14 protein-coding genes are annotated in these 12154 nt (G+C 67.1%); 4 read left to right on the top strand and 10 right to left on the bottom strand.

Features of this window, described 5'->3' with window-relative positions; all coding sequences use genetic code 11:
* Window positions 1–26: 26 nt before the first annotated feature.
* The 7 genes from phoB to TS85_RS13910 all read right to left on the bottom strand — a co-directional run bounded on the left by phoB (window position 27) and on the right by TS85_RS13910 (window position 7260).
* The gene (gene phoB, locus TS85_RS13940) at window positions 27–719 is read right to left on the bottom strand and encodes a phosphate regulon transcriptional regulator PhoB (RefSeq protein ID WP_044332940.1); all 693 of its coding nucleotides are present in this window, start codon (window positions 717–719) and stop codon (window positions 27–29) included.
* Between the two features lie 9 nt (window positions 720–728).
* Window positions 729–1430 carry a phosphate signaling complex protein PhoU gene (gene phoU, locus TS85_RS13935; protein WP_044332939.1) on the bottom strand — a complete coding sequence of 234 codons (702 nt, stop codon included), beginning with the start codon at window positions 1428–1430 and terminating at the stop codon, window positions 729–731.
* A complete protein-coding gene (gene pstB, locus TS85_RS13930; protein ID WP_044332937.1) occupies window positions 1430–2197 on the bottom strand; it encodes a phosphate ABC transporter ATP-binding protein PstB in 768 nt (255 codons plus the stop codon). The genes phoU and pstB overlap by 1 nt, the downstream gene beginning before the upstream one ends.
* Window positions 2197–3522, bottom strand: coding sequence for a phosphate ABC transporter permease PstA (gene pstA, locus TS85_RS13925; RefSeq protein ID WP_044332936.1), 1326 nt, complete (start codon window positions 3520–3522; stop codon window positions 2197–2199). Before pstA ends, pstB begins: the two co-directional genes overlap by 1 nt.
* Window positions 3515–4888 carry a phosphate ABC transporter permease subunit PstC gene (pstC, locus tag TS85_RS13920; RefSeq protein WP_044332935.1) on the bottom strand — a complete coding sequence of 458 codons (1374 nt, stop codon included), beginning with the start codon at window positions 4886–4888 and terminating at the stop codon, window positions 3515–3517. The genes pstA and pstC overlap by 8 nt, the downstream gene beginning before the upstream one ends.
* A 55-nt stretch (window positions 4889–4943) precedes the next feature.
* On the bottom strand, window positions 4944–5981 hold the full coding sequence (locus TS85_RS13915; RefSeq protein WP_044332933.1) for a substrate-binding domain-containing protein: 1038 nt from the start codon (window positions 5979–5981) through the stop codon (window positions 4944–4946).
* Between the two features lie 76 nt (window positions 5982–6057).
* Window positions 6058–7260 (bottom strand): ATP-binding protein, encoded by a 1203-nt coding sequence (locus tag TS85_RS13910; protein WP_044332932.1) that lies wholly within the window; start codon window positions 7258–7260, stop codon window positions 6058–6060.
* A gap of 84 nt (window positions 7261–7344) precedes the next feature.
* On the opposite strand from TS85_RS13910, the gene TS85_RS13905 reads away from it, so the two are divergent.
* The 4 genes from TS85_RS13905 to TS85_RS13890 are packed head-to-tail and all read left to right on the top strand — an operon-like array spanning window position 7345 to window position 9873.
* On the top strand, window positions 7345–7734 hold the full coding sequence (locus TS85_RS13905) for a hypothetical protein (protein WP_044332930.1): 390 nt from the start codon (window positions 7345–7347) through the stop codon (window positions 7732–7734).
* A gap of 5 nt (window positions 7735–7739) precedes the next feature.
* Window positions 7740–8024, top strand: coding sequence for an HPr-rel-A system PqqD family peptide chaperone (locus tag TS85_RS13900; protein ID WP_044332928.1), 285 nt, complete (start codon window positions 7740–7742; stop codon window positions 8022–8024).
* Window positions 8012–8872, top strand: coding sequence for an HprK-related kinase A (locus TS85_RS13895; RefSeq protein WP_044332926.1), 861 nt, complete (start codon window positions 8012–8014; stop codon window positions 8870–8872). The genes TS85_RS13900 and TS85_RS13895 overlap by 13 nt, the downstream gene beginning before the upstream one ends.
* Entirely contained in the window at window positions 8857–9873 is a 1017-nt protein-coding gene (locus TS85_RS13890) for a nucleotidyltransferase domain-containing protein (protein ID WP_044332925.1), read from the top strand. Before TS85_RS13895 ends, TS85_RS13890 begins: the two co-directional genes overlap by 16 nt.
* A gap of 9 nt (window positions 9874–9882) precedes the next feature.
* Here the strand turns inward: TS85_RS13890 and TS85_RS25460 are convergent, their stop codons facing one another.
* The 3 genes from TS85_RS25460 to TS85_RS13880 form a co-directional block, all read right to left on the bottom strand.
* Window positions 9883–10554 (bottom strand): hypothetical protein, encoded by a 672-nt coding sequence (locus tag TS85_RS25460; protein ID WP_155006421.1) that lies wholly within the window; start codon window positions 10552–10554, stop codon window positions 9883–9885.
* Between the two features lie 212 nt (window positions 10555–10766).
* Window positions 10767–11324, bottom strand: a complete 558-nt coding sequence (locus TS85_RS13885; RefSeq protein ID WP_265102094.1) for a phosphoribosylanthranilate isomerase — start codon at window positions 11322–11324, stop codon at window positions 10767–10769.
* A 124-nt stretch (window positions 11325–11448) separates the two neighbouring features.
* A complete protein-coding gene (locus TS85_RS13880) occupies window positions 11449–12129 on the bottom strand; it encodes an HAD family hydrolase (protein ID WP_044332924.1) in 681 nt (226 codons plus the stop codon).
* Window positions 12130–12154 lie beyond the last annotated feature (25 nt).

Genomic DNA, 12154 nt, shown 5'->3' with positions numbered 1-12154 from the left:
GCGCGCAAAGCGGCGCCGCGTGTGGACTAGTTCCCCGTGTCCAGCGCGTATCCGGCGGAGCGCACCGTGCGGATGATGTCCGGCCGATCGCCCTGGTTGATCGCCTTGCGCAGGCGGCGGATATGGACGTCGACGGTGCGCGATTCGATGTCCGAATCATGCCCCCACACCGCATCGAGCAGCCGCTCGCGCGAAAACACCCAGCCGGGATGCTCGAGGAAATGCTTGAGCAGGCGGAATTCGGTCGGCCCGAGCGAGATGATTTCGCCGCCGCGGCGGACCTTGTGCCCCACCGTGTCCATCTCGATGTCGGAATAGCTCAGCGCCTCGCCCGCCAGCGCCGGGCGCACGCGGCGCAGCACGGCGCCGACCCGCGCGACCAGCTCGCGCGGGGAAAAGGGCTTGGTGACATAATCGTCGGCGCCGGTTTCCAGCCCGCGCACGCGGTCTTCCTCTTCGCCGCGCGCCGTCAGCATGATGATCGGCACGTTCGCGGTCTCGGGCATCCGGCGCAGGCGGCGGCATACTTCGATCCCCGAAAGCCCCTCGACCATCCAGTCGAGCAGCACGATGTCGGGCGTGGCCTCCTTGGCGAGCAGCAACGCTTCCTCGCCATCGGGGGTGTGCTTGACCTCGTAATCCTCACGCTTGAAGTGCCAGGTGACAAGCTCGGCGATCGCCGCGTCGTCCTCGACCAGAAGCATCTTCACTCGAGCCATGGGTAATCCTCAGTTCGCGCCGGGCTCGCCGGCATCGCGCTCGGCGAGATAACGGCCCGTGGCGGCAAAATAGACCATTTCGGCGACGTTTGTCGCGTGGTCGCCGATTCGTTCGATATTCTTGGCGACGAACAGCAGGTGCGCAACCTGGCTGATCGTGCGCGGGTTCTCGACCATGAAGGTCACGAGCGTGCGGAAGATCGAATCGTAGAAATCGTCCAGCGCATTGTCGCGCTCGCAAATCGCCGCCGCCGTCTCCGCGTCGCGCGCCGAAAAGGCGTCGAGCACGTCATGGACCATGTCGCTTGCCATCTGCGCCATCGCGGGCAGCAGCGACAGCGCCTCGATCCGTTCCTCGCCTACGGCGTGGATCATCGGCACGCGCTTGGCGATGTTCTTGGCATAGTCGCCGATCCGCTCGACCACCGCGGCGATCTTGAGCGCGGCGATCACCTCGCGCAGATCGTCGGCCATCGGCGCGCGCAGCGCGATCACCCGGACGACGAGCTTTTCCAGCTCGGCCTCGATCGCGTCGATCTGCTTGTCCTTGCGGCGGACTTCCTTGGCGAGCGCGAGGTCGCCGCGCTGGAGCGCGGTCATCGCATCGTGGATCGCCTGTTCGGCGAGCCCGCCCATTTGCGAGATCAGCCCGCGAAGCTGGCCGATATCCTGGTCGAACGCCTTGACGGTATGTTCGTGGCCGGTCGACATTATCCGTACCTTCCGGTGATATAGTCCTTGGTCCGCTCCTGGCGCGGCGCCGTGAAGATCTGGTCGGTCTCGCCATATTCGACGAGCTGGCCCAGGTGGAAGAACGCCGTACGCTGGCTGACGCGCGCCGCCTGCTGCATGTTATGCGTAACGATCACGATCGCATAGCGCCCGCGCAGCTCGTGGATCAGTTCCTCGATCTTCGCCGTCGCGATCGGATCGAGCGCCGATGCGGGCTCGTCCATCAGGATCACTTCGGGATCGACCGCGATCGCGCGCGCGATGCACAGCCGCTGCTGCTGGCCGCCCGAAAGCGCGGTTCCGCTGTCGGTCAGCCGGTCCTTCACTTCCTCCCACAGCCCGGCGCGCTTCAGCGAGCGCTCGACGATCAGGTCCAGATCGGCCTTGGACGGCGCCAGCCCGTGGATGCGCGGGCCATAAGCGACATTCTCGAAGATCGATTTGGGGAAGGGGTTCGGCTTCTGGAACACCATGCCGACCCGCGCGCGGAGCTGCACCACGTCCATGTCGGACGAATAGATATTCTCGCCGTCCAGCGTGATCGCACCTTCGACACGGGCAGAGGAAATCGTGTCGTTCATGCGGTTCAGCGTGCGCAGGAAGGTCGATTTGCCGCAGCCGGACGGGCCGATAAAGGCCGTGACGTGATCCATGTCGATGTCGATCGACACGTTTTTCACCGCCTGTTTGTCGCCATAGAAGACGCTGACGTCGCGCGCGGTCATTTTATGGGCAGCTTGCGTCATCACCAGCGGGTCTCGAATTTGTTGCGAAGATAAATAGCGAGCCCGTTCATCGCGAGCAGGAAGGCGAGCAGGACGAGGATCGCGGCACTGGTCTTTTCGACGAAGCCGCGGCTGACCTCGTCGGACCAGAGGAATATCTGTACCGGCAGCACCGTGGCGGGATCGGTGAACCCGCCCGGCGGAGTCACCATGAACGCGCGCATCCCGATCAGCAACAGCGGCGCGGTCTCGCCCAGCGCGCGGGCCATGCCGATGATGGTGCCGGTCAGGATGCCGGGCATCGCGAGCGGCAGGACATGGTGGAACACCACCTGGATCGGGCTGGCGCCGATACCGAGCGCGGCGTCGCGAATCGACGGCGGCACCGCCTTGATCGCGTTGCGGCTGGCGATCACGATCACCGGCATGATCATCAGCGCGAGCGTCAGCCCGCCGACCAGCGCCGCCGAACGCGGCAGCAGCGGGCCGACCGTGACTCCGCCAATCTGCCAGCTCCCCAGAAACACCGCCAGCCCGAGCAGGCCGAAGATGATCGAGGGCACCGCCGCCAGATTGTTGATCGATACTTCGATCAGGTCGGTCCAGCGGTTCCGCGGGGCATATTCCTCGAGATAGATTGCCGACAGCACCCCGACCGGGAAGGCGATCAGGAAGGTCACCGCCATCGTCAGCAGCGACCCCTTGAGTGCGCCCCAGATGCCGACCGCGACCGGATCGGTCGAATCCGACGCGGTCAGGAAATTGCCGTTGAAGCTGCGCGACAGCAGTCCCGCCGCCTGGAGCCGCGCCGCCGCCGCCCGGAACTCGGGCTCGCCACCGTTGCGCGTTCCCTGGTCGATCTTGGTGGATGCGGGGACCGCGAACCGGACCGTGCGCGTGAGGATCGCGGGATCGGCCTTTATGGCGTCGCGCACCTTCACCCAGGCGCGATCGGAGATGAAATCGTCGCCGCCTTCGCCGAATTGCTGTGCCGCCGCCGCCTTGACCGCGTTCTCAAGGCCCGCCCCGGCAAGCGCCAGGTCCGCCGCAGGGCTGCGCAATTGGGCAGCCGTCACCGGCAGCGCGATCGCGGGGAAGTTCATCTCGATCGCGATGTCGGTGCGCGTGAAGCCGCGCCATCCCTGCGCGACCATCGTCACGAGCAGGAAGGCGAGAAACGCAGCGGACAGGACCACCGCAGCCATGCCGAAGAAACGGAAGCGCCGCTCGGCGGCATAGCGGCGCCGGATGCGCTTCTGCATCGACTGGGTGCGCCAGTCGGTCGGTGCGCGCTCGGCGGGCTCGTGCGCGCCGGTCGGGACCGTGGGAACGATCGTGCTACTCATACGCCTCCCGATAGCGTTTGACGACGCGGAGCGCGACGATGTTGAGCAGCAGCGTGATGACGAACAGCGTCAGCCCCAGTGCGAACGCGGCCAGCGTCTTGGGGCTGTCGAACTCGGCCTCGCCGGTCAGCAGGTCGACGATCTGCTTGGTGACGGTGGTTGCGCTCTCGAACGGATTGAGCGTGATCTTCGCGGCGCCCGATGCGGCCATCACCACGATCATCGTCTCGCCGATCGCGCGGCTGACCGCGAGCAGGATGCCCGCGACGACGCCGGGGAGCGCGGCGGGGATCAGCACGCGCGAGATCGTCTCGCTGGTGGTGGCGCCCATCGCCAGGCTGCCGTCGCGCATCGCGGTGGGAACGGCGGCGATCGAATCATCGGCCATCGACGACACGAACGGGATGATCATCACCCCCATGACCAGTCCTGCCGCAAGCGCGCTTTCCGAACTGGCATAGGTATAGCCCAGCGACACCGCGAGATCGCGGACCGCCGGCGCCACGGTGAGCGCGGCGAAATAGCCATAGACGACGGTCGGCACGCCCGCGAGAATCTCGAGGATCGGCTTCATCCAGCGGCGCACGCGCGGCGCGGCATATTGGGTGAGATAGATCGCGCTCATCAGCCCGAAGGGAATCGCGACCAGCATCGCGATCACCGCGCCGATGAAGAACGTTCCCCAGAACAAGGGCACCGCGCCCAGCGACGCGCCCGGATCGGCGGCGTCGATCACCTGCGGGCTCCAATGCGTGCCCAGCAGGAAATCGGTGATCGGCACCTGCTGGAAGAAGCGGAGCGACTCCCATAGCAGCGAGAGGAAGATGCCCAAAGTCGTCAGGATCGCGATCAGCGACGCGACGAGCAGCAACAGCATCACCCCGCGTTCGACGCGGGTGCGGGCGTGGAAGCTGGCACGAATCCGCGTGAAGGCGAAGGCGCCGCCGGCAAAGGCGAGGAGCACCGCCACTGCGGTCCCGATCCATTTGTAGCGCGAACGCGCTTCGCCGACGGCGTGCGACAATTGGTGCGCCAGCGGATCGCCGGTCGCCTGCGGGTCCTCCGACAGGCGCCGCGCCTCCGACAGCACGGCGTCGCGCTCGAAATCGAAGTCCGAAAGCTGCGCGGCGGCGGGGTCCTGCAGCGCGGCCTGGCGGACCAGCCCCGGCGTCAGTCCGTTCCACACCGCGAGGAACAGCAGCGCCGGGATCATCATCCACAGCACCACGTACCAGCCATGCTGCGACGGCAGCGAATGGAGGCGCTTTTGCGGGCCGCGGTCGAAGCGCGCGGCGCGCGCACGCGCGGTCAGCCATCCGATCAGACCCAGCCCGGCAATCAGGAATAAAAGCGCGTAGACGTTCACCCGGGACCCATTTCAGCCTTGTGCCCGGACGTGCTCCGGGGCGTTCGCGTAGCGTTCAGTGCAACTCTGCCGGGTTGAGCGCAATCCCCAGCTGGATCGCCTCGGCGTTGCGATCGCGCAGCTTTTGCGGCGCCGCGATCAATCCGCGCTTCACCAGCGGACCGCCCGGTCCCCACATCGTCGCGTAGAGAGTGAGGAAATCCTGAAGCCCGGGAACGGCCTTCAGATGCCGTTTCTTGACGTAGAGATAGAGCGGGCGCGCCCCCGGATAATGGCCGCTCGCGATCGTCTCATAGGTCGGCGTGACGCCGTCGACGGGCACGCCGTGCAGCCGGCTGAGATTCTCTTCGAGATAGCTGTAGCCGAACAGCCCGAGCGCATTCGGGTTCTGCGCCAGCCCCTGGACGATCAGATTGTCGTTCTCGCCCTTGTCGACATAGACGCCGTCCTCGCGGATGCGGCGGCAGGCCTTGTCGAACTGCGCGGGGTCGACGGCCTTTTTGAGTTCCTTCGCCTCGGGCATCGCCTCGAGGCAGCCGGGTTCGAGGATCAGCTCGACAAAGGCGTCGCGCGTGCCGCTGGTCGAGGGTGGGCCCATCACCTGGATCGGGATTGCGGGAAGCGCGGGGTTCACGTCCTTCCACGTGCGGGTCGCGTTGGGCTTGCCCATCGGATTAGCCGCAAGCCCGAGATACACGTCCTTCTTGGTCAGCGCGAGACCGGGGCCGGCATTCGATTCGGCGAGCGCGATGCCGTCGATTCCGATCAGGATCTCCATGACTTCGCCGACGCCATTGGCGCTGCATTTGTCATATTCGGTGCGCTTCAGCCGGCGCGATGCGTTGGCAATGTCGGGGAACTGGCGGCCGATGCCGTCGCAGAAGCGCTTGAACCCCGCGCCCGTGCCGATCGATTCGATCACCGGCGCCTTGCGACCGCTCTTGGCGTTGACAAAGGCTTCGGCCACGGCGGTCGTGAAGGGATAGACGGTCGACGAGCCGACGACGCGAATCTCGCGCGCGGCATCGCTGTCGCAGCCCGCAAGCGAGGCCGCTGCGAGGGCAATCCATGCCACGCGGCGAAACATCGTCATTCTCCTGTCGCACATGCGGGACGCGTCGGCGTACCTGGCCCGATGGCGCTGCCCATCGGCCCGCAGGGTTACGCCTTTATGACACGCGCTGGACGGGCAGCAGGATCGTCACGGTCGTGCCCTTGCCGACGACGCTGGAAATATCGATGCGGCCGCGGTGGCGCTCGACGATATGCTTGACGATCGCGAGGCCCAGCCCGGTGCCGCCCAGCGACCGGCTGCGCCCCGAATCGACGCGGTAGAAGCGCTCGGTCAGCCGCGGCAGGTGCTGCGACGGGATGCCCTCGCCCTCGTCGGCGACGGTCAGGCGCACCATCGATTCGCCCTCGGGCCGCACCGTGACGGTGACCGGGGTGCCGTCGCGGCCATATTTCATCGCATTGCCGATGACATTGTGGAGCAGCTGGCTGAGCTGGGTCGGGTCGCCGAGCACTGCGGGGACGTCGCTGATCTGCGTCACCAGGTCGGCGGCGCGCGGGCTTCCCGACAATTCGGTGGAGACTTCCTCGATCAGCGCGGGGAGGCGGACGCTCTGGTCGGGCAGGCGGTATTTCTCCGCCTCGATCCGGCTGAGCGAGATCAGGTCGTCGATCAGCCGCTGCATCCGCCGCGCCTCGCCGTGCATGATCTTGAGGAAGCGGTTGCGCGTCGCGGCGTCGTCGCCGGCATCCTCGCTCAGCGTCTCGACATAGCCGAGCAGCGAGGCGAGCGGGGTGCGCAGCTCATGGCTCGCATTGGCGACGAAATCGACGCGCATCCGCTCGGCGGCATAGCTGCCGGTGCGGTCGCCGAGATGCACGATCCGCCGCCCGTCGCTGAGCCGCAGTACGCGCATCTCCCAGCGCTGTTCGCGCGAGCCGAGACCGACGAGGTGGATGGGGGCGCCGGGCGCGGCATCGCTGGGGTTGAGCAGGCGTTCGGCGGCGGCGGGGTGGCGGATCGCGACGCGGACGTCCTCGCCCAATATGTGGTCGCCCAGCAATTGCCGCGCGCCGCGATTGGCCGCCTGGACGCTGTTGTTCGAAATGACGAGCACGGGCTCGCCGATCGCCTCGATCACTTCGCCGATCCCCGGGTCGGGCGGGGGCGGCGCGAGGATCGCGGGCAGGGGCGCAGGCTGCGCATCGCCGCCGCCCGTCGCGACCAGCACCGCGGCGATCGCGACGACGAGGACGACCAAAGCCGCCTGGACATCGCCATTGAGGAGCAGGCTGGCCAGCGCCGCGATGATCGCGACACCGAGCGCCAGTAAGGCGCGCATTCCGGAGGGCGGGGGCATGGTCCCTTCCTTAGCGGAACCGCGGCGCCATGCGAGCAGTGATTTACGATTGCGAAAGGCGGCAGGGCGCAGGAAAGGGGCAGGATGACCGAAGAAACCGTACCCCCACGCGCCGATCGTCGCCGGGCGCTCATGCTCGGCGCTGCCGGAGCGACGGCGATCGTGTCGATTCGCCCGGCGCTGGCGCAGACCAGTGCATCGGTGATGGCGTGCGAGATTCCCGTCCCCGATCCGGGCCGCGCAGGCAATTTCATCGCCGCCGACGGCAGCCTGGTACCGCCCAACACCCCCGGCGCCTTCCCGCCGCCGGGCGCGCCGTTCAAGGGCGAGGACGTCAGGCGCGCGCTTGCCGGGGGCAATTTGCCCGGCGCCGATTACGAACGCAGCCGCGCCTACACCAACTACATCCGCCGGCTGCAATCGGGGACCAGCGGCTTCACCTGCTTCGCATCGCTGCAAATGCCGCGCGGCTGATCGCCGTGGCGGGCGCCCTGTACCGCGCGGCGGCGCCCGCGACGCTCCGCATCGTGCCGCTCGATGCGCTGACTCTGGTTTATCACCGCAGCTCTGGCATCACGCATATCGTCGATACGCCGGTGCCCGAGATATTGGAGGCGCTGGCCGATGCGCCGCTGGGCGTCGACGGGCTGCTCGCGCGGTTGGGCACGGCGTTCGACCTGGTCGATGCCGATCCGCTGGCGCTGGCGGTGCGGCTCGACGAGCTGGTCGCGGCGGGGCTGGTGGAGCGGCTATGCGCCATGTGACGCAGCTGCGGATCGGGCCGATCGGCTTTCGCATCGGGTGCGACTGGCGTGCGCCCATTGCGGCGCTGGACGCTCTGTACCGCGACTATCCGGCGCCCGAGGACGGCATCCCCGATTTCAACGTCCACCTCTTCGCCGCGCGCCCGTGGCGCCGCGTGCTGCGCCCGTCGGTGCAGATCGGCGGCGACTTCGTGATCCCCGATGCCGCGCCGCTCCCGCTCGCGCAGGGGCTGCTGGCTGCCGAGATGGGGATGAACCTCCAGATGGCGCTGGGCCAGCGGCGCTATGTGTTGCTCCACGCCTCCGCCGTGGAGCGCGACGGGCGCGCGCTGGTGATGACCGGCGCGTCGGGGGCGGGCAAATCGACGCTGGCGGCGCTGCTGATGGCGCGCGGATGGCGGCTGATGGGGGACGAGTTCGCGCTGCTCGATCCGGCGACGGGGCACATCCTTGGTTTCCCGCGGCTCATCAGCCTGAAGAACCAGGCGATTCCGGTGGTCGAGGCGGCGCTGCCCGACGGGCGCTTCGGCCCGGTGCTGGTGGGGACGCCGAAGGGCATCATCCGCCACCTCGTCCCCGATGCCCGTGCCATCGCCGCGATGGCGACGCCCGCCGCGCCGGCGCTGATCCTCTTCCCCGGCTTCGGGTTCGAGGCGGCGGTGCGCACGGTCTATCCCAGCGAGACCTTCGTGCGGCTGACCCAGGCATCGACCAACTATGTCGCGATGGGCGAACGCGGTTTCGATGCGCTGACCGGGCTGGTCCAGTCGGTGCCCGCGCGCGCGATCGACTATCCTGATGGCGAGAGCGCGATCGCGATGATCGAGCGGATATGGGCGGGGCTGTGAACGACGCCGCTATCCTGGCGCGCGCGCTGCGCGATCCGCACGCGGTGCTGGCGCTGGACGGCGCGGGCTGGACTGCGCTGCTCGCCATCGCGCGTGCCGAGCAACTGATCGGCACGCTGGCGCACCGCGTCGAGGGGCTTCCCATCCCACCCGCCGCCGCGCGGGTGCTGAGCGATGCGCGCGCCTCCGCCGAACAGGGCCGCCTTGTCGCGCTGTGGGAAGCGGAGATGGCGCGCCGTGCGCTGGCGGGGACCGGGCTGCCAGTGATCCTGCTCAAGGGCACCGCCTTCGTCGCCGCCGGGCTGTCGGCGGGGGTGGGGCGTGCGATCGGCGACCTCGACATCCTCGTGCCGCGCGACCGGATCGAAGATGCGGAGGCGGCGCTGTTCGCCGCGGGATGGGAATGGGTGAAGCCCAATGCCTATGACGATGCCTATTACCGCCGCTGGATGCACGAACTGCCCCCGATGATCCACCGCGAGCGCGACCGGATGATCGACGTCCACCACACGATCCTGCCCCCCACTGCGCGGATCACCCCCGATGCGGCGGGGCTGATCGGGGATAGCGTTGTGGTGGGCGAGGGGCTGCGGATGCTGTCGCCCGCCGACATGCTGTGCCACGCCGCCGCGCATCTGTTCGCCGACGGCGATCTGGCCGGGGGGATGCGCAATCTGTGGGACATTCACTGCCTGATCGGCGAATTCGGCACCGACGGGCTGGAGGCGCGCGCGGCGCATCACGGGCTGGGCCGCGCCGTGGCGCGCGCGCTGCGGATGACCGAGGCGCTGTACGGCACGCCGATCCCGGATCGGTGGCGCGAATGGGATTTGGCGGACCCCCTCTACCGCCGCCGCCTGCTGGCCCGCGACGGCTGGGGGAGGCCGACACGGCGGCTGACGCGGCTGGGGTTCTTCATGCGCAGCCATGCGATCCGGATGCCGCCGGCGATGCTGGTGCGGCATTTGTGGACGAAGTGGCGGATGGGGCACCGGCCTTGAGGGGGGTAGTTAGCTGCCGTTGGCCCGAAGTAGGCGCGTCGCGTTCTTAGGCGTCACTCCAAGCAAGCGCGCAATCTCGTCAACAGTGATTTCTGGACGCGCTTTTCGCAAATCTTCTGCTGACCAGGCCAATGATCCCGACATTGCGTTCAAGAAAACACACGGCGTGTCGAAGTTATGTCCAATATTCAATACGCGCTCGTAGGTGATAAATTCATCCGGCCAATTGTCTTCCAATATACGTTCTGCCGATTCTTTGTTAATTCGCCGTAGAAAATATTCGTCAAAAATGCGCTCCTCCTGAGCGATCATCCAATGCTGACCACATTCGCTACATCTCGACAGATGAAGCCACCAAAGATCGCCTCCATGATCCCGCACATTTTCAATCGTCGCAAACACCCGCTCGTCGAGTCCGTCACCACCCATCGGAATAGCGGCGAGGTCCCGAAGGGAAGCGCATTCGCACCCCTCGTGCGCCCCAAGATGTTGAGCAAGCGACTTACGAAGTTTCCATACCACGTCCCTGTCGCGATAATCGGCTGAAGCAAGGCTCCAATGCAGGTCTTCCCCGAGTGGAGATTCGAGATCGTCCTGCGCGAGAAACCACTTCTCGAAAGGTGTCTCAGCGATATCTCCCCGAGCGAAGGCCCATAGTTTTGAACGTTGTTCAGCGGTCATTCTCACAGTGTTACTCGCCAATGCCAAACATTCGCAACTGAGCGGGAGTTTTCGCTACCTGATCCTCCTCCTGGCGGAGGAGGATTGTGAAGCGCGCGACTTCGTGCGGCGCCTGGCATCAGGCAATTCCCTCCCTAACCGCGACCTGCGGGATCGCCACCGCCGCGTCCGCTTGCGCGACGGCCAGCACGAATACCGCCAGCTTTTCGGCATCAAGCCGACCGTTGGTCCGGACCCCCGAGCATAGGTCCACACCAAAAGGCCGGACCTGCCGGATAGCATCCGCCCACATTTGCGGCGGACAGGCCCCCGGCGAGGAACACCGGCCTTTCCGTGGCCTTCACAAAGGCCGCGCTGACCGCCCAATCATGCGCCCGACCCGTCCCGCCCAACTCGGCAATCGCGGCGTTGGGCCTGCCCGAGTCCAGCAGGAAGGCGCGGACGTGCGGCGCATAGAGGGGAATCAAGTCGATCGCTTCCGGCCCCTCGACATGAATGACCTGAACGCGGCGCACATGTGGTTCCAGCATCGCCAGTTTCGCCGACTCCGCCGGGTCGATATGCGACACGATCTGCACCGTCGACGGGTTGGTCGCGCGGATATGCGCCGAGATCGCCTCGGCTTTTGTCTCGGACGTCAGCAGGAAGGTTGCCACCGGCGGCGGCACGATCGCCGTAACCTCGGCGATCCTTTCGTCCGAGATCGGGCCGGGTCCCGACGGCATATGCGCTACGAGCCCCAATGCGTCTGCGCCTGCATGGATTGCCATTCGCGCTTCCTCCGGGGAGGCAATGCAGCATATCTTGATCCGCGTTCGCATGGTGGCGCTATGCCGCCATGCCGGGATGGTCGCAATCCACGGCTTTTCGCTCGGGTGGCCCTACAAGTGCCCCTCAGAGGCGCGCCCCAATCCCCTCCAGCACCGCCACCAGCGCATCGAACCGCGCAATCACCGCATCTGCCCCAAGTCCCCCAACAGGCTCGTTGGAAAAGCCCCACTCCACCGCCACCACCGGCATCCCCGCTGCTCGCGCCGCCTGCACGTCGAACGCCGAATCCCCCACGAACGCCGCGCGCCCGCCGCCGCAGCGGCGCACCATTTCCTCCAGCAGCGCGGGTGAGGGCTTGGCCTTGCCCGGCCCCAGCGTGTCGCCGCCGATCACGGTCGCGAAGCGGTCGGCCAGCCCCAGCGCGTCGACGATCGCGGTGGCCAGCCGTTCCAGCTTGTTGGTAACGATCGCCACTTTCACGCCCCGCGCCCGCAGCGCGTCGAGCGCCGCGACGGCGCCCGGATAGGGGCGGGTGTGATCGGCGATGTGCGCGGCATAATGCGCCAGCATCGCGGCATGGTCCGCCTCCACCGTCGCGGGATCGCTCCCGCCGGTCGCCGCAAGCCCGCGCTCCAGCGTCGCGCGCAGTCCGCCGCCGATCATCGGTACGACCTGAGCGACCGTAAGCGGCGCGCGGCGCTTGTCCGCCAGCACCCGGTTCAGCGCGGCGGCAATATCGCCGCTGGTGTCGAACAGCGTGCCGTCGAGATCGAAGCCGACAATGTCGAAGGGGAAATCCGCCATGCCCCCGCGACTGCCCGCATTGCTA

This window comes from Sphingomonas hengshuiensis (genome assembly GCF_000935025.1).
Taxonomy (GTDB): Bacteria; Pseudomonadota; Alphaproteobacteria; order Sphingomonadales; family Sphingomonadaceae; genus Sphingomonas; species Sphingomonas hengshuiensis.
Note: the sequence above shows the minus strand (reverse complement) of the source record. Positions and strands in the feature narration are given on the sequence as shown.